The organism is Streptomyces sp. A18, from assembly GCF_059026065.1.
Map to the genome: position 1 here is coordinate 360,992 of NZ_JBWLKL010000002.1, position 17,331 is coordinate 378,322.

13 protein-coding genes and 1 tRNA gene are annotated in these 17,331 nt (G+C 68.2%); 3 read left to right on the forward strand and 11 right to left on the reverse strand.

Translation table 11 applies throughout. From position 1 onward, the window contains the following. Positions 1 to 48: 48 nt before the first annotated feature. Positions 49 to 1,530, forward strand: a complete 1,482-nt coding sequence (locus AC5P1C_RS04435; protein WP_493864323.1) for a serine/threonine-protein kinase — start codon at positions 49 to 51, stop codon at positions 1,528 to 1,530. A 49-nt stretch (positions 1,531 to 1,579) separates the two neighbouring features. Here AC5P1C_RS04435 and AC5P1C_RS04440 read toward each other — a convergent pair whose 3' ends face one another. Together AC5P1C_RS04440 and AC5P1C_RS04445 are read right to left on the reverse strand one after the other, a co-directional pair. Continuing rightward, the gene (locus AC5P1C_RS04440; RefSeq protein ID WP_493864324.1) at positions 1,580 to 3,010 is read right to left on the reverse strand and encodes a hypothetical protein; all 1,431 of its coding nucleotides are present in this window, start codon (positions 3,008 to 3,010) and stop codon (positions 1,580 to 1,582) included. A gap of 175 nt (positions 3,011 to 3,185) precedes the next feature. Further along, positions 3,186 to 3,314 (reverse strand): DLW-39 family protein, encoded by a 129-nt coding sequence (locus tag AC5P1C_RS04445; RefSeq protein ID WP_003999697.1) that lies wholly within the window; start codon positions 3,312 to 3,314, stop codon positions 3,186 to 3,188. Between the two features lie 337 nt (positions 3,315 to 3,651). Here AC5P1C_RS04445 and AC5P1C_RS04450 point away from each other — a divergent pair, with 337 nt between their 5' ends. Continuing rightward, the gene (locus AC5P1C_RS04450) at positions 3,652 to 3,981 is read left to right on the forward strand and encodes a DUF6344 domain-containing protein (protein ID WP_389902720.1); all 330 of its coding nucleotides are present in this window, start codon (positions 3,652 to 3,654) and stop codon (positions 3,979 to 3,981) included. Positions 3,982 to 4,078: 97 nt separating this feature from the next. On the opposite strand, the gene AC5P1C_RS04455 is transcribed toward AC5P1C_RS04450, so the two are convergent. The 9 genes from AC5P1C_RS04455 to dnaA form a co-directional block, all read right to left on the reverse strand. Then, positions 4,079 to 4,152, reverse strand: a tRNA-Ile gene (locus AC5P1C_RS04455). 264 nt (positions 4,153 to 4,416) lie between these two features. Continuing rightward, positions 4,417 to 5,148, reverse strand: a complete 732-nt coding sequence (locus AC5P1C_RS04460) for a DUF3566 domain-containing protein (RefSeq protein WP_493864325.1) — start codon at positions 5,146 to 5,148, stop codon at positions 4,417 to 4,419. Positions 5,149 to 5,166: 18 nt separating this feature from the next. After that, positions 5,167 to 7,770 carry a DNA gyrase subunit A gene (gene gyrA, locus AC5P1C_RS04465; RefSeq protein ID WP_493864326.1) on the reverse strand — a complete coding sequence of 868 codons (2,604 nt, stop codon included), beginning with the start codon at positions 7,768 to 7,770 and terminating at the stop codon, positions 5,167 to 5,169. Positions 7,771 to 7,812: 42 nt separating this feature from the next. After that, positions 7,813 to 9,882 (reverse strand): DNA topoisomerase (ATP-hydrolyzing) subunit B, encoded by a 2,070-nt coding sequence (gyrB, locus tag AC5P1C_RS04470; RefSeq protein WP_493864327.1) that lies wholly within the window; start codon positions 9,880 to 9,882, stop codon positions 7,813 to 7,815. 265 nt (positions 9,883 to 10,147) lie between these two features. Then, positions 10,148 to 10,720: a DciA family protein gene (locus AC5P1C_RS04475; protein ID WP_493864328.1), complete on the reverse strand. Its 573-nt coding sequence runs from the start codon at positions 10,718 to 10,720 to the stop codon at positions 10,148 to 10,150. Next, on the reverse strand, positions 10,717 to 11,838 hold the full coding sequence (gene recF, locus AC5P1C_RS04480) for a DNA replication/repair protein RecF (protein WP_493864329.1): 1,122 nt from the start codon (positions 11,836 to 11,838) through the stop codon (positions 10,717 to 10,719). Before recF ends, AC5P1C_RS04475 begins: the two co-directional genes overlap by 4 nt. A gap of 77 nt (positions 11,839 to 11,915) precedes the next feature. Then, a complete protein-coding gene (gnd, locus tag AC5P1C_RS04485) occupies positions 11,916 to 12,800 on the reverse strand; it encodes a phosphogluconate dehydrogenase (NAD(+)-dependent, decarboxylating) (RefSeq protein WP_493864330.1) in 885 nt (294 codons plus the stop codon). 89 nt (positions 12,801 to 12,889) lie between these two features. Next, entirely contained in the window at positions 12,890 to 14,020 is a 1,131-nt protein-coding gene (dnaN, locus tag AC5P1C_RS04490) for a DNA polymerase III subunit beta (RefSeq protein ID WP_469028876.1), read from the reverse strand. 873 nt (positions 14,021 to 14,893) lie between these two features. Next, on the reverse strand, positions 14,894 to 16,807 hold the full coding sequence (gene dnaA / locus AC5P1C_RS04495; RefSeq protein WP_493864331.1) for a chromosomal replication initiator protein DnaA: 1,914 nt from the start codon (positions 16,805 to 16,807) through the stop codon (positions 14,894 to 14,896). A gap of 367 nt (positions 16,808 to 17,174) precedes the next feature. Between dnaA and rpmH the strand changes: the two genes are divergently transcribed. Then, positions 17,175 to 17,312, forward strand: coding sequence for a 50S ribosomal protein L34 (gene rpmH / locus AC5P1C_RS04500; RefSeq protein ID WP_006381191.1), 138 nt, complete (start codon positions 17,175 to 17,177; stop codon positions 17,310 to 17,312). Positions 17,313 to 17,331 lie beyond the last annotated feature (19 nt).

The window sequence follows — 17,331 nt, forward strand, 5'->3', positions numbered from 1 at the left end:
CCGTCGGCCGGGCCACCGGGCGGCCCGGAGGGGGAGCAGTGCGCGACCATGGGTGAGGTCTTCGCCGGCCGTTACGAACTGGTCGACCCGATCGGACGCGGGGGAGTCGGAGCGGTCTGGCGCGCCTGGGACCACCGGCGGCGCAGGTATGTGGCCGCCAAGGTCCTGCAACAGAGCGACGCGCACGCACTGTTGCGCTTCGTGCGGGAACAGGCGCTCAGGATCGACCACCCCCATGTGCTCGCGCCCGCCAGTTGGGCCGCCGACGACGACAAGGTCCTGTTCACCATGGCCTTGGTCGGCGGCGGCTCGCTGGCTCATGTGATCGGTGACTACGGTGCGCTGGCGCCCCGCCTGGTCTGCACGCTCCTGGACCAGCTGCTCTCCGGTCTCGCCGCGGTGCATGCCGAGGGGGTCGTGCACCGTGACATCAAGCCCGCCAACATCCTGCTCGAGGCCACCGGCATCGCGCGTCCCCATCTGCGGCTCTCCGACTTCGGCATCTCGATGCGGATGGGTGAGCCGCGGCTGACCGAGACCGACTATGTGGTGGGGACGCCCGGCTACTTCGCGCCCGAGCAAATGATGGGCGCCGAGCCGGACTTCACCGCCGATCTCTTCGCCGTCGGCCTGGTGGCCCTCTATCTGCTGCAGGGCGCCAAACCGGACGCCAAGGCCCTGATCGAGCGCTTCGCCGCACACGGCACACCTGGGGCGCCACGGGGCGTGCCGGAGCCGCTGTGGCAGGTCGTCGCCACGCTCGTCCAGCCGGATCCGCTCGCGCGGTTCCGCACCGCCGCGGGCGCGCGCAAGGCATTGAACTCGGCCGCCGAGCTGCTGCCCGAGCCGGGGCCCGACGACGAGATCGTCGAGATCTTCGACCAACTGGGCCCGCTCCCCCAGGGGTTCGGCCCCGAAGGTCCCCTCACGACCCCGCCGCCGCCGGACTTCCCTCCCCCCTCTGTTCCGCCGCCGCCCCTCTCCGCGCCACAGACGGGAAGCTTCCCCTCTGCTCGGCCCCCGCAGGCCACGCCGCCGTCGGGACAGCTGGCGCAGCGCCAGGACCAACCCCAAGCCCCGCAGGCCCAGCAGGCCCAGCAGGCCCAGCAGCAGCAAGCAACACCGCCGCCGCCCTCGCCGCCCCCACCGATCCAGGCCGCCACGCCACCCCCGCTCCCCGCTCAGTCCCCGCATGTCCCCTCCCCCCTCCATGAGCCGATTCCGGTACGGCTTCAAGCGCAGGCGCAGGCTCAAGCTCAGACGCCCGCTCCTGCTCCTGCTCCTGCTCCTGCTCCTGCTCCTGCTCCTGCTCCTGCGATCTCACCCTCCGCGATGCCGCAGATGCACTGCGTAGCTGCCTCTACTTATCCATACACCGCTCACGCCCCGCAGGTTCCACTCCAAAGCCGACCGGTTCCGCAGCGCCACCGGCAGAAAAGACCGGGACCGCCCCCGAAGGTGGCGATCCCGATGCTGCTGACGGCGCTGGCCTGCTTCGCGGTGGGCATCTGGGCTCTGACCCAGATCTGAACCGGCTCCTCAGGCCGGCCCACCGACCGGCTCCCCCAGACCCGCCCCACTACCAAGCCGGAGGCGGCGGCCCATACCGCGCATCGGTGACCGCCGCCGCACGCCTCCGCCCGATCACCCTCCACACACCCAGGACCACCAGCAGCACGGTCCCCGCACCGAATCCCCCGGCGGCGACCAGCTTCATCCCATCCGAGGTGCCGCTCCCACCGCTCCCACCGTCTCCGCCGCCCCCTACTGACGTCTCGCCCCGCACCGCGGCGTCCTTGTCCTGACCGCTGACGCTGAACTCGTCCGAGGGCCGCGCCGTCCCGAGGTACTCGGGCCCTTCCTTCGCGGCGCCGTCGACGTTCACCCGCAGCGTCAGGCCCAGCGGCTCCTTGCCGAACTGCTGGGCGACCTTCGGGTTGAGATGCACTGATAGGTAGTACCAGCCCGCGAACCGCGCCCCTGCCACGCCGTCGATCGGGGAGTAGCGGTTCTCGTACGCGACAGGGGCCAGCGGTTCCAGCGTGGTCGTCTTCTGCCGGCCGTCGTATGCCGTGTCGGCGTCGTCGAGGCGGGCACGTACCGGATTCGACAGCGACATGACGAGCGCCGACGTGACGAACTCATCCCCGCCCCCGCTCGCGCTGCCCAGCTCGGCGCTGGCGGAGATCTGCTGCCCCCAGTCGACCGGCACGCGGTAGAAGAGCGTCTGACCGGGCTCGATCCGGTCACCCCAGACGCCCGCTCGCAGCGCGCGGGCGTCATTGAAGCCCGTACCGCCCCTGCGTTCCTTGCGCTCGCCGCCGGGCGGCGTGGGCGAGGCGGAGTTCCACGACTCGGGCGGTGTTGTAGGGGCACCCTTCGCCACGCCTGGCTCCGCGACGACACGCAGTTCGGTGTCCCAGGTCTCCGTACTGGACCCGGGATCACTGTTCCGCTCGACCACTACGTAGTACGTGCCGGCCACTTTGCACCGGTTCTCGGTGGGGCCGACCGTGCGTACCGCCCAGGCGGTGATGGGCCGCGGGCTCTGCGACGTACCGAATCGCGCGTCTCCGCGGTTGCAGCTGTTGCCGTTCGCGTCCTGTAAGGACACCTCGACACCGTCCCCGTAGACGACCTTGGCGTCGAGTCCGGGGACAGCGGTGGCCGAGACGTAAACGGTCTCCCTGGCGTCGAGTTGCAACTGGTAGTAGAGCTTCCCCCCGCGCGCGAGTGAGCTCTTGTACGTCGACCCGGGCGCGAGTTTCACGCTGCCCATGGTGTTCCTCGCGCCGTCGACCGGCACGGCCTGGTCGGCGAAGACGTACGGGCTCGGCGTCCCCGCGGCTGCCTGTCCCGGCAGCGCCATCACCACGCACAGCGCCGCTCCCGCGGCCAGCGTCGCCCGCCCCCTGCGCAGCCGCACCATCACGCGCCACCCCTCCCCGAAGGCCCAGAAGGCCCAGAACACCCAGAAGACCCAGAAGACTCGGCAGTCCCGGCCACACATGCCCGCACGGAGCCACGACAACCTTCACTCACGCGAGGCAAAGGCTTGCGCGAGCAAAGACAGGGAGTCGGAGAGATCCGGACAACACTCCGGACATCGGCAACAGCACTCCGGACAGCACAGGGCCCCGACCGCAGAAGCGGCCGGGGCCCTGTAAAGAGACTGTTGTCGGTACTCACGAACCCGTGGGCACGGAGTCAGTCGCCTCCGTCCACAGATCCTGCTCGGCGCGATCCGCCTGGATCTGGCGGTACACGAGGAGCCCGCCGATGGCGGCCAGTGCGACCAGGAGAAGCTTCTTCACCGCGCGACCTCGTCTTTCTTGACGTAAGGGACCTCTGGAGCCCGACTATACACACCGATCGATACCGATCGGTGACCTGGATCCACCCCAACTCCCGCCCCGAACACAGCAGTCGAATCGGGCACCACCGCCCCGTCGCCGCCTCGCGGCCCGCCACGACATTCACCGCTCCCAACCTCACCCGGACCCCTCCCGGGCCCCTCAGGGGCCCTTCACGGCCATTCGGGTGGTGTTCATCTGAACATCGACGCGCCACGAGCGTCGGTCCCCCACTCTCGGCCCCACATACACATCATGAGGAAAGTACGCAAATCGCCCAACCCGAAAGTGAGAAGCCATGACCGGCACCAAGGCCATGAAGCTGTGGACCACGCTCATCACCGCCTTCCTCGCACTCTTCGCCACGCTGGGATTCACCACGACGGCAGCGGCGGCCACGCCGGTACAGCAGGCCACGGAAACGTGCAAGAGCGCGCCGACCATGACGGCACCACTCGCGGCCTACTGGGCAGCAGCGTACGAACGGTCCTTGCCGCCCACGATGAAGCAACGCATCCGCGCCGAGGCCCACGGATCGTCCCCCAGCTGCCGCCACCTCCCCACGGACGACACGGAGACGGCCGTTGAGGCCGAGGCCCATCCGGGCGGGCTCGCCGCGGAGCCGTAGTCACAGCCCCGGCCGGCTCGGCCGACGCCCCCCAGGGCCCCCACAGACACGAAGAAGACCCCCAGCCGATACGGGCTGGGGGTCTTCTTCGTGTCTGTGGGGCTAACAGGATTTGAACCTGTGGCCTCATCCTTATCAGGGATGCGCTCTAACCAACTGAGCTATAGCCCCGCCGCGCTGCGGTATGTCCCGCGCGCTGACCTCTGAAGATTAGCGCACGTGCGGGCCAGTCCCAAAATCGATACCTCCACGGGGACCGGACGGGCCGCGAACGACCGGACAGGCCGAGAGGAGGAACAGGAACGGGAACAGGAACAGGGCCCGCCCTGTACGGGCGAGACCCTGGACCTAACAAGGCTGAAGGAAGCTAAACGAAGCTGAAGGAAGCAGAAGGCAGCTGCGAGAGCCGAAGAAGAAGAGAGGGCGGGAAGCTGACTACTCGTCTTCGGCCAGCGTCAGCTCGACGCCGCCCACGAAGCCCGCGGAGAGGTTGTAGATAAACGCGCCGAGCGTCGCAAGCGCCGTGGCGAGGACCACGTCGATGACCGCGATGATCGTCGTGAACATCAGGACCCGCGGCAGCGACAGGAAGGACTGCAGGTCGAAGCCGTTGGACTCGTTCGAGCCCGTCGCCTCCGAGATCGTGCCGCCAACCGTGGAGAAGACGCCCATGGCGTCCATGACCATCCACAGCACAGCGGCCGCGATGATCGTGCAGATACCGAGCGCGATGGAGAGCAGGAAGCTGACCTTCATCACCGACCACGGGTCGGCCTTGGCCACCCGCAGCCGCGCCTTGCGCGTACGAGGCGTCGTGCGCGCCCCGGTCCGCGGCCTGCGCACGGAACCCGTCTGGGAATCCTGCTGATAGGCCTGCGGCGGGTGGTACGCCTGGGGCGCCTGCTGCTGGGGCTGACGCTCCCCGGGCAGCGCGCCTGCCGCGCCCTGGGAGGGTCCCTGGGATCCCTGGGTCCCTTGCGCACCGGCCCCGTAGGACCCGTCGTACTGCGCTGACTGAGCGGGCTGCGGCCCTCGGGTGTCGGTCACGGTTCCCCCCTGGGATCCACGAGGCTCATGCGAGTCAGGAGAGTCAGTGGCGGAGCCACGGACACCGTCTGTACCGGCTGGGCCGGTTCCACTTGCTCCGGCGCCCGTGGCTCCACTCACGATGACTCTCTCCTCGCGCTACTCGGCCGTGGACTCCGTGCCCTCGTCCGTACCGACGGCCGGCTCTCCGTCGGCGGCTTCGTCGACGACGATGTCGCCGTCGACTTCTTCCGCCTCGCGGCCGGCCTCGGCGTTACGAGCGATACCGACCACGGCATCGCGCTTGCCCAGGTTGATCAGTTGGACGCCCATGGTGTCACGGCCCGTCTCCCTGACCTCGTTGACTCGCGTACGAATCACACCGCCGCCCAGGGTGATGGCGAGGATCTCGTCCGTCTCCTCCGTCACCAGCGCGCCCACGAGTTCGCCGCGGTCCTCCACGATCTTGGCGGCCTTGATACCGAGGCCACCACGACCCTGGACGCGGTACTCGTCGACGTTGGTGCGCTTCGCGTACCCACCGTCGGTTGCGGTGAACACGAACGTACCCGGCCTCACGACATTCATCGAGAGGAGTTCGTCGCCGCCACGGAAACTCATTCCCTTGACGCCCGAGGTCGCACGGCCCATGGGACGCAGCGCATCGTCCGTTGCGGTGAACCTGATCGACTGCGCCTTCTTGCTGATGAGCAGCAGATCGTCCTCGGCCGAGACGAGCTCGGCGCCGATCAGCTCGTCGTCCGAACCGTCATCGGTCTCGCGGAGGTTGATGGCGATGACGCCACCGGCGCGAGGCGAGTCGTAGTCCTTGAGCGGGGTCTTCTTCACGAGGCCGCCCTTGGTGGCCAGCACCAGGTAGGGCACCGCTTCGTAGTCACGGATCGCGAGGATCTCGGCGATCTTCTCGTCCGGCTGGAAGGCGAGCAGGTTCGCCACATGCTGGCCACGGGCGTCGCGTCCGGCATCCGGCAGTTCGTACGCCTTCGCGCGGTAGACCCGGCCCTTGTTGGTGAAGAACAGCAGCCAGTGGTGGGTCGTCGACACGAAGAAGTGGTCGACGATGTCGTCTTCCTTCAGCTTCGTACCGCGGACTCCCTTGCCGCCCCGCTTCTGGGAGCGGTAGTCGACCGTCTTCGTACGCTTGACGTAACCGCCGCGCGTGATCGTGACGACGATGTCGTCCTCGGCGATCAGGTCCTCCATGGACATGTCGCCGTCGAAGGGCACGAGCGCCGAGCGACGGTCCTCGCCGAACTTGTCGACGATCGCCGCGAGCTCCTCGCTGATGATCTGCCGCTGCCGCTCGGGCGAGGCCAGGATCGCGTTGTACTCGTTGATCTTCGCCTGGAGTTCGTCGTGCTCGGCGACGATCTTCTGGCGCTCCAGGGCGGCGAGCCGGCGCAGCTGCATCTCGAGGATGGCGTTGGCCTGGATCTCGTCGATCGAGAGCAGGCCCATCAGGCCCTCACGCGCGACGTCGACCGTCTGGCTGGCCCGGATGAGCGCGATGACCTCGTCGATCGCGTCCAGGGCCTTCAGCAGGCCGCGCAGGATGTGCGCCCGCTCCTCGGCCTTGCGCAGCCTGTACTTCGTACGCCGGACGATGACCTCGACCTGGTGCGTCACCCAGTGCCGGATGAACGCGTCCAGGGAGAGGGTGCGCGGCACGCCGTCGACCAGGGCCAGCATGTTGGCGCTGAAGTTCGACTGCAGGTCGGTGTGCTTGTAGAGGTTGTTCAGGACGACCTTGGCGACCGCGTCCCGCTTCAGGACGACGACGAGGCGCTGGCCCGTGCGCGAGGACGTCTCGTCGCGGACGTCGGCGATGCCGCCGACCCTGCCGTCCTTGACCAGGTCGGCGATCTTCTGCGCGAGGTTGTCGGGGTTGGTCTGGTAGGGGAGCTCGGTGACCACCAGGCACTGGCGGTTCTGGATCTCCTCGACCGCGACGACCGCGCGCATCGTGATGGAGCCACGGCCCGTGCGGTACGCCTCCTCGATGCCCTTTCGGCCCACTACTAGTGCGCCGGTGGGGAAATCGGGGCCCTTAATGCGCTCGATAAGAGCGTCGAGCAGCTCTTCGTGCGAGGCCTCGGGGTGCTCGAGCGCCCACTGCGCGCCCGCCGCGACCTCGCGGAGGTTGTGCGGCGGGATGTTCGTCGCCATGCCGACCGCGATGCCCGCCGAGCCGTTGATCAGCAGGTTCGGGAAGCGCGCCGGCAGGACCGTCGGCTCCTGGTTGCGGCCGTCGTAGTTGTCCGTGAAGTCGACGGTCTCCTCGTCGATGTCACGGACCATCTCCATGGCCAGCGGCGCCATCTTGCACTCGGTGTACCGCATGGCGGCCGCCGGGTCGTTGCCCGGAGAGCCGAAGTTTCCGTTGGAGTCCACCAGGGGCATCCGCATCGACCACGGCTGGGCCAGGCGGACCAGGGCGTCGTAGATGGAGGAGTCGCCGTGCGGGTGGTAGGTGCCCATGACGTCGCCGACGACGCGGGCGCACTTGTAGAAGCCCTTCTCGGGGCGGTATCCGCCGTCGTACATCGCGTACAGGACGCGGCGGTGGACGGGCTTCAGACCGTCCCGTACGTCGGGGAGCGCTCGCGACACGATGACGGACATCGCGTAGTCGAGGTACGAGCGCTGCATCTCCGTCTCGAGCCCGACGGGCTCGACACGCATGCCCACGCCGGGGACGGCGGGCTCCTCTTCGGGCATCACAGGGGTGTTCTCGTCGGCCATTGCTGGTCAAAGTCCTTTCGAGGTGCGGCTTGTACGGCCGACTCAGATGTCGAGGAAGCGGACGTCCTTGGCATTGCGCTGGATGAACGAGCGCCGTGCCTCCACGTCCTCTCCCATCAGCACCGAGAAGAGGTCGTCGGCCTGGGCCGCGTCGTCCAGGGTGACCTGGCCGAGCACGCGGTGGTCCTGGTCCATCGTCGTGATGCGCAGTTCCTCGGCGTTCATCTCACCGAGACCCTTGAAGCGCTGGACCGAGTCGTCCTTGATGCGCTTGCCGGCCTGGCGGCCGAGCTCGACCAGCGCGTCACGCTCGCGGTCCGAGTACGCGTACTGGAAGTCGTCACGCGTCCACTTGATCTTGTAGAGCGGCGGGCGCGACAGGTACACGTGGCCGGACTCGACGAGCGGCCGCATGAAGCGGAACAGGAACGTCAGGAGCAGGGTGTTGATGTGCTGACCGTCGACGTCGGCGTCCGCCATCAGGATGATCTTGTGATAGCGGAGCTTCTCGATGTCGAAGTCCTCGTGCACACCCGTGCCGAAGGCCGAGATGAGGGCCTGGACCTCCTGGTTGTGCAGGATCTTGTCGATCCGCGCCTTCTCGACGTTCAGGATCTTGCCTCGGATGGGCAGGATCGCCTGGTACATCGGGTCACGGCCGGACTTCGCCGAACCACCGGCGGAGTCACCCTCGACGATGAAGATCTCGCACTTCGTCGGGTCGTTCGACTGGCAGTCGCTGAGCTTTCCGGGCAGCGAGGCCGATTCGAGCAGGCCCTTGCGGCGGGTCAGGTCGCGCGCCTTGCGGGCGGCGACACGTGCCGTGGCGGCCTGGATGCTCTTGCGGATGATGTCCGCGGCCTCGTTCGGATTGCGGTCGAACCAGTCCGTGAGGTGCTCGTGCACGACCTTCTGCACGAAGGTCTTCGCCTCCGTGTTGCCCAGCTTGGTCTTGGTCTGGCCCTCGAACTGCGGCTCGCCCAGCTTCACCGAGATGATCGCCGTCAGACCCTCGCGGATGTCCTCGCCCGTGAGGTTGTCGTCCTTCTCGCGCAGCAGCTTCTTCTCGCGTGCGTACCGGTTGACCAGGCCCGTCAGCGCGGCCCTGAAGCCCTCCTCGTGCGTACCGCCCTCATGCGTGTGAATCGTGTTCGCGAAGGAGTAGACACCTTCGGTGTACTGCGAGTTCCACTGCATGGCGATCTCGGCCGAGAGCATGCGCTCCTTGTCCTCGGCCTCGACGTCGATGACGGTCGGGTGAATCACCTCGCCCTTACGGGAGTTGAGGTACTTCACGAAGTCGACGATGCCGCCTTCGTAGAAGTACGTCACCGTGCGGGCGTCGGCGGCCTCGTCGTCGGTCGCCTCGGCGGAGTCCGCACCCGCCGTCGCCTTCGCCGAATCGCGCTCATCAGTGAGTTTGATGGTCAAACCCTTGTTGAGGAACGCCATCTCCTGGAAGCGCCGTGCCAGCGTCTCGAAGGAGTACTCGGTCGTCTCGAAGACGTCCGGGTCGGCCCAGAAGGTGACCGTGGTGCCCGAGTCCTCGACCGCCTCGTGCTTGGCGAGCGGGGCCGTCGGCACGCCCAGCTTGTAGTCCTGGGTCCAGCGGAAGCCGTCGGTCCTGATGTCGACGGCGAGCTTCGTCGACAGGGCGTTCACGACGGAGACACCGACGCCGTGCAGACCACCGGAGACCGCGTAACCGCCGCCGCCGAACTTGCCGCCCGCGTGCAGCACGGTGAGCACGACCTCGACGGCCGGCTTCTTCTCGACGGGGTGGATGCCCACCGGGATGCCTCGGCCGTTGTCCACGACGCGTACGCCGCCGTCGGCGAGGATCGTGACGTCGATGGTGTCCGCGTGCCCGGCCAGGGCCTCGTCGACGGAGTTGTCCACGACCTCCTGCACCAAGTGGTGCAGGCCACGCTCACCGGTCGAGCCGATGTACATGCCGGGTCGCTTGCGGACCGCGTCCAGACCCTCGAGGACGGTGATCGCGCTGGCGTCGTACGAGGCTGTGACCTCGCCGTTCTTGCCAGCGACGGTGGACGGGATGTTCTCGTTGGGGTTGCCGGAATCGGCCACGAAGCGCCCTTTCTGGCACAGCACAAGCCAAGCACCCGGCGGTGGCCGGAGCGGCTGCGTCGTTCAGCGATAGTCAGCGTTGCTCGGTGCGTCCCACAAGTGGGGCGGGATTAGCTTCCAGTCTACCGGTAGCGCCGACAGTGATGGGGGTTTGCCGGTACCTGAGTCCGCATGTGCCGTCCTGAACCGGCGTCATCCGACTCCCCATATGCGGCCCGGGGCTCTAAGAGGCTCACAGCGGCACTCAGCGCTTCGGGGCGTCAACGCCGAGCTACCACCCGGTACGGCCTCAGCCGTAGGTGTCGCCGGGGCCCGTGCTACCCGGTGCGCGCAAGGGTCCGAAGCGGCGCGGGGGGCCGCCGGGACCGAGGACTTTGATGAGGCGCACGGTGCCGTGGCCCAGGTCCTCGTTGAGGCGCGCGACCAGCTGGGGGGCCAGCAGGCGGAGGTTCGTCGCCCAAGCCGTGGAGTCGCACTGCACGGTCAGGATCCGCTCGTTCTCGTCGTACTTCTGCGGTACGCAGTGGTTGGCGAGGTCCTCGCCGACGATCTGCGGCCAGCGGCCCATCACCCCGCCGACCGCGGCCGGCGTCTCCCAGCCGCGCTCGGTGATCAGGCGGTTGATGGCGGATCCGAGCGGCTGCGGGTCGCGCCCGTCGGCGCGCGCGCCGGAGCGAAGACCGCCCCTGCGGGCCTGCTTCTTCTGCTGCGCGGCATCGCCACGCGCGCGTGCCTGCTCCTTGGCGGCACGGAGGGCGACCCGCGCGAGGTCGACACCGGAGGGCTCGGGGGCCTTCGGGGAGGCCTTGGAGGCGTCCTGAGGGGCTCGGGGAGCGTCCTCGGCGGGCTCATCGGCGCTCATGCGCGCTCCACCGCGCCGTCCGCCACCGTGAACCGCGTCCCGGCGAGCACGCCCGGCACGTCGTCCTCCACCGCGGCCGTGACCAGGACCTGCTCGCCCGGCGCCACCAGCTCCGCGAGGCGCTCCCTGCGGCGCGCGTCGAGCTCCGCGAACACGTCGTCCAGAACGAGCACCGGTTCGTTCCCCTCGGCGCGCAGGAGGTCGTACGAGGCCAGGCGCAGCGACAGCGCGTACGACCAGGACTCGCCATGGCTCGCGTACCCCTTCGCGGGGAGCTGGCCGAGCTTCAGGAGCAGGTCGTCGCGGTGCGGCCCGACCAGCGTCACGCCCCGCTCGATCTCCTGCTTGCGTGCCTCTTCCAAGGCGGCGATCAGCTGCTCGTACAGAACCTCGCGCGTGTGGCCCTCGCCCGGCGCCGACGGCTTGTACTCGAGCGTGACGGGGCCACCGCCGGGTGCCAGCTGCTCGTATGCCTTGTCGGCGAGCGGCTGCAGGGCGGCGATCAGGTCGAGCCGTTGCGCGAGCAGTTCGGCGCCGGCGGTCGCGAGGTGCTGGTCCCAGACGTCGAGTGTGGACAGGTCCATGGAGCGCCCCCCGTGGCGGCGCGCGAGGGCCGCCGACTTCAGGAGGGTGTTGCGCTGCTTCAGCACGCGGTCGTAGTCGGAGCGGACGCCCGCCATGCGCGGGGAGCGCGCCGTGATCAGCTCGTCGAGGAAGCGCCGACGCTCACCGGGGTCTCCCTTGATCAGCGCCAGGTCCTCGGGCGCGAAAAGCACCGTCCGGACGATCCCGAGCACATCACGGGGCCTGACCTGTGACGACCTGTTGATACGGGCGCGATTGGCCTTGCCCGGGTTGAGTTCGAGCTCGATCAGCTGCTGCCGCTCGCCCTGCCGGACGGCGGCCCGGATGACGGCACGCTCGGCACCCATGCGCACCAGGGGGGCGTCCGACGAGACCCGGTGGCTGCCGAGCGTGGCGAGGTAGCCGACGGCCTCCACGAGGTTCGTCTTGCCCTGGCCGTTCGGGCCCACGAACGCGGTGACGCCCGGATCGAGAGGAACCTCGACCCGGGCGTACGAGCGGAAGTCGGCCAGCGACAGGTGCGTGACGTGCATGGTGTGCGCCGACCTCCCCCGGCCTTACTTCACTTGCTGACAGCCTTGCGCGGTTTCCCGCACAGGCTGTGGATGGATCAGTGCTCGCTCTTGGACTCGACCGCGTGGCCGCCGAACTGGTTGCGCAGCGCCGCGATCATCTTCATCTGCGGGGAGTCGTCCTGCCGCGAGGCGAACCGGGCGAAGAGCGAGGCCGTGATCGCGGGCAGCGGCACGGCGTTGTCGATGGCGGCTTCCACCGTCCACCGGCCCTCTCCGGAGTCCTGTGCGAAGCCGCGCAGCTTCGCCAGGTGCTCGTCGTCGTCCAGGGCGTTGACCGCCAGGTCGAGCAGCCAGGAACGGATGACCGTGCCCTCCTGCCAGGAGCGGAAGACCTCGCGCACATCCGTGACGGAGTCGACCTTCTCCAGGAGCTCCCAGCCCTCGGCGTAGGCCTGCATCATGGCGTACTCGATGCCGTTGTGGACCATCTTCGAGAAGTGGCCCGCGCCGACCTTGCCCGCGTGCACGGACCCGAAGTCACCCTCGGGCTTGAGGGCGTCGAAGATCGGCTGGACCTTCGCGATGTCCTCGGCGGCACCGCCGTACATCAGCGCGTAGCCGTTCTGCAGGCCCCAGACGCCGCCGGAGACGCCGCAGTCGACGAAGCCGATGCCCTTGGCCGCGAGCTCCTCGGCGTGCTTCTCGTCGTCCGTCCAGCGGGAGTTGCCGCCGTCCACGACGACGTCGCCGGGCTGGAGCAACTCGGCGAGCTCGTCGACGGTGGACTGGGTCGCGGCTCCGGCCGGAACCATCACCCATACGACACGCGGACCCTTGAGCTTGCCCACAAGCTCTTCGAGGCTGTGGACGTCGGCGACGTCCTGATTGCGGTCGTATCCGATGACGGTGTGGCCTGCGCGGCGGATGCGCTCGCGCATGTTGCCGCCCATCTTGCCGAGGCCGACGAGACCGAGCTCCATCAGTGGTTCCTTAAGTAGCGATGTGGCGTGGAGGCACCTTCGTACCCGCGTCCGAGCCTACGCCCGGACGTCCGCTCACACCTGTGGGCTCAGCCGCTCAGACGTACAGGCATGATCAGGTACTTGTAGGCCTCGTCGGCCTCCGCGTCCAGGGCCGGCCTGCCGCTCAGGAGTGCGGGCTTCGTCGACGTCGTGAACGACAGCTGGGCGACCGGGGAGTCGATCGCGCTCAGGCCGTCGAGCAGGAACGTCGGGTTGAAGGCGATCGAGACGTCGTCCCCGTCGAGCTGGGCGTCGACCCTTTCCACAGCCTGTGCGTCGTCGCTGGAACCGGCCTCCAGGATCAGCACGCCCTGCTCGAAGCTGAGCCGCACCGGAGTGTTCCGCTCGGCCACCAGGGCCACGCGCTTCACGGCCTCGACGAACGGCGCGGTCTCGATGACCGCGATCGAGTTGAACTCCGTCGGGAAGAGCGTCTTGTACTTCGGCAGGTCGCCCTCGAGGAGGCGCGTCGTCGTACGCCGCCCAGCGCCCTCGAAGCCGATCAGGCCCTCACCGGCACCGGAGCCGGACAGCGCCAGGGTGACCGTGTCGCCGCTCGTGAGCGCCTTGGCGGTGTCCAGGAGCGTCTTGGCGGGCACCAGGGCGACCGCGGACGCCTCGGGGTTCTCCGGCTTCCACAGGAACTCGCGGACCGCGAAGCGGTAGCGGTCGGTGGAGGCGAGGGTGACCGTGTCGCCCTCGATCTCGATGCGTACGCCGGTCAGGACGGGCAGCGTGTCGTCGCGGCCCGCGGCGATGGCCACCTGGGCGGCGGCCGATGCGAAGACCTCACCGGGGACCGTGCCGGTCGCGGTGGGCATCTGCGGCAGCGCGGGGTACTCCTCCACAGGGAGTGTGTGGAGTGTGAATCGCGAGGAGCCGCAGACCACCGTGGCCCGCACACCGTCTGTGGAGATCTCCACCGGACGGTTGGGAAGGGCGCGGCAGATGTCGGCGAGCAGCCGACCGGAGACGAGGACCGTGCCCTCGTCGTCGATCTCGGCGTCCACGGAGACGCGTGCCGAGACCTCGTAGTCGAAGCTGGAAAGGCTCAGTGCGCCTTCCTCGGCCTTCAGCAGCAGGCCCGCGAGGACTGGAGCCGGAGGCCGGGCCGGGAGGCTCCGCGCCGCCCACGCCACCGCCTCCGCGAGTACGTCGCGTTCCACCCGGATCTTCACTGAGCCGCCCTCCTGCTGTTGCTGGCACTGGGGACCAGTCTGACGCACTGCACTGACAGCGGGTGCCCGTCGGGGTCAAGTCGTGACGAGCGGCGTCGGAGGTCCGGAGGGCGAGTTGTGCACAGGCCCCCCTTCCAAGCGAATTCCCCGGTGACTCTAAGTGGGAGTAGTAGTAGGGCCTGTGGAAACCGTGGATAACCGTGTTTTCGCAGGTCAGTGCCGGTTTTTTATCCACTGCGCCTGTGGGCGGTGGCGGTGGACAACCGGTGGTTTCTGTGGACGGGCGAAAGTTCTGCACACCCGATGCACAGGCAGGGGGTACTTCTCCCCAGCGCTGTCCCCAGCTTTACCCACCTTCCCCACAGGCCAACCGACCACGTTGGTGTGACGCCTTTCACTCGGCACGGTGACGGGGCGCGTTGCGTTGCCGAACAGTGGACAGCCGTGTGGAGAAGCTGGGGAAAGCTGGGGACAACCGGCCCGAGCCTGTGGGTTGCCGGTGGACAAGTTCATACACACCCTGTGGACGAGATTTTCATCCACACCCTGTGGAGGGCCGTCGTCCACGAATCCACAACCACCTGACCTGGCTTGATGATCCTTCAGCAGGGTCCCCTGTGGACATCATCTGGACAACTTCCCGGTCCCCAGGGTGTGGAAGGAAAAAAGAGCACAGATCTGTGGAGAACACGCCTCTCAGCTGCGGAAATCGAACAGTGGAGAGAGACGGTGGGGCTCCACGCGCGCGTGCACAACGGCAAAGGGCGCCCCGGAAGTTGTCCCGGGGCGCCCTTCGACGACCTGTCGGCGCTACGTCTGCGTGGCTCTCAGCGAACTCTCGGCGCGTGTGTCAGTGCCTCTTGAGCGCGTCTGTCAGCCGTTCTTGATGCGGTTGGTGAGCTCGGTGACCTGGTTGTAGATCGAGCGTCGCTCGGCCATCAGCGCGCGGATCTTGCGGTCCGCGTGCATGACCGTCGTGTGGTCGCGGCCGCCGAACTGCGCGCCGATCTTGGGCAGGGAGAGGTCCGTCAGCTCGCGGCAGAGGTACATCGCGATCTGGCGGGCCGTCACCAGGACGCGGCTGCGCGAGGATCCGCACAGGTCGTCCACCGTCAGACCGAAGTAGTCCGCGGTCGCGGCCATGATGGCCGTCGCCGTGATCTCCGGCGCCGCGTCCTCGCCGCCCGGGATCAGGTCCTTGAGGACGATCTCCGTGAGCCCCAGGTCCACCGGCTGCCGATTGAGCGAGGCGAAGGCCGTGACCCGGATCAGCGCGCCCTCGAGCTCACGGATGTTGCGTGAGATGCGGGACGCGATGAACTCCAGGACCTCCGGCGGGGCGTTGAGCTGCTCCTGTACCGCCTTCTTACGAAGGATGGCGATGCGCGTCTCCAGCTCCGGCGGCTGGACGTCGGTGATCAGTCCCCACTCGAAACGGTTGCGCAGCCGGTCCTCCAGGGTCACCAGTTGCTTGGGCGGCCGGTCACTGGAGAGCACGATCTGCTTGTTCGCGTTGTGGAGCGTATTGAAGGTGTGGAAGAACTCCTCCTGCGTCGACTCCTTGCTCGCGAGGAACTGGATGTCGTCGACGAGCAGGATGTCCATCTCGCGGTACCGCTTGCGGAAGGTGTCGCCCTTGCCGTCGCGGATGGAGTTGATGAACTCGTTCGTGAACTCCTCGGAGCTCACGTAGCGCACGCGCGTGCCGGGGTAGAGGCTGCGGGCGTAGTGCCCGATCGCGTGCAGGAGATGCGTTTTGCCGAGTCCCGACTCCCCATAGATGAAGAGGGGGTTGTACGCCTTGGCGGGAGCCTCGGCCACGGCGACGGCCGCCGCGTGCGCGAACCGGTTCGACGCTCCGATCACGAAGGTGTCGAAGAGGTACTTCGGGTTGAGGCGTGCGGTGGGCTCGCCGGGGGCCGACGCGGGGGCCGGCTGAGCGGCCAGCGGACCGGGGGCGCCGCTGCCGTGGACGCCGTGACCGCCGTGGTTGTTTCCGTGTCCGCTGCCGTGGACGCCGCCCCGCGGGTCGTGGCCTCCGGAGCCGGGGGACTGCTGCTCGCGCCGGTCGTGACGATCGTGGCGGTCCTGCTGGTCCTGCCGGTCGTGGCGCTCCTGGCGGTGCTGCTCATAAGTGGAGCGCCCCTGCGGCGGCTGCGAGCGGTAGTCGTGCTGGGGCTGCTGAGGGCTCGCGTACGGGTCCCGCTCGGGGAAGCCGAGCCGCGGCTGCTGCCAGCCGTAGTCGTCCTGCTGATGGGACGGCTGGGGCTGCTGCTGCGGCCAGGCGCCGGGCCCGGGGCGCTGGTAGTCGGGGTACGCGGGGCGGGTGGTCGGCAGCTGGTCGGGCCCGCGGCCCGAGGAGTGCTCGTCCGAGGTGCGGCGGCCGTAACCGTCGTACGACTCATGTCCCTGACCGGGGCCCGGGTGCTGCTCGGGCTCTTCGTAGCGCTGCTGTTGTTGCTGGCCGGGCTGCTGCTGGAGGGGCGGCGCCGGCGGTCCCATGGGCTCGCCGACCGAGTCGTCCACCGTGATGGCGATACGGATCGGGCGACCGCACTCGCGGCTCAGCGACTCGCTGACAATGGGTGCGAGACGTCCTTCGAGCACGCCCTTGGCGAACTCGTTCGGTACGGCCAGCAGCGCGGTATCGGCGACGAGCGCCAGCGGCTGGCAGCGCTTGATCCAGCGCTCGTCCTTCGCGTCGACCCCGTGCCCCCGCCCCTCACCCAGCAGCTGCTCCAGAACTCGTGGCCACACTGCGGCAAGATCGGCAGGTACGTCAGCCACAAGGCACGCTCTCTCACGGGGTCCCACGAAGGTGTGGTTCTTGGGACGGAAATCGGGATGGGCAGGGAGAAGGGAATGAATCGGAGTTTGGCCAAGGTAGTCAGGGCGACGGCTGCGGTTCAAGTTGTTGTCCACAGGCTGTGCACAGTGTCTCTCCCTGACGGTCGGTTTGACCGGATGGCGTAGCCCCGCGTACCGTGACCAGGTCGAGTTGTCGATGGCTGCTGCCGCCTGCCTCCGATGGGCAAAGATCACGATCTGTGATTGTGAAGCGGTGCACTCGGTGCGTATTCGCGAGCTTCTCGTGGGCGCACGGTGACAGCCAGGCGATGTCCCGCCACCACACAATCATTTCTGGAGCCCCCGAGTGAGCAAGCGCACCTTCCAGCCGAACAACCGCCGTCGCGCCAAGACCCACGGCTTCCGCCTGCGGATGCGCACCCGTGCCGGTCGCGCGATTCTCGCGAACCGTCGTGGCAAGGGTCGCGCCAGCCTTTCCGCTTAATCGCATTAGGTCATGACGT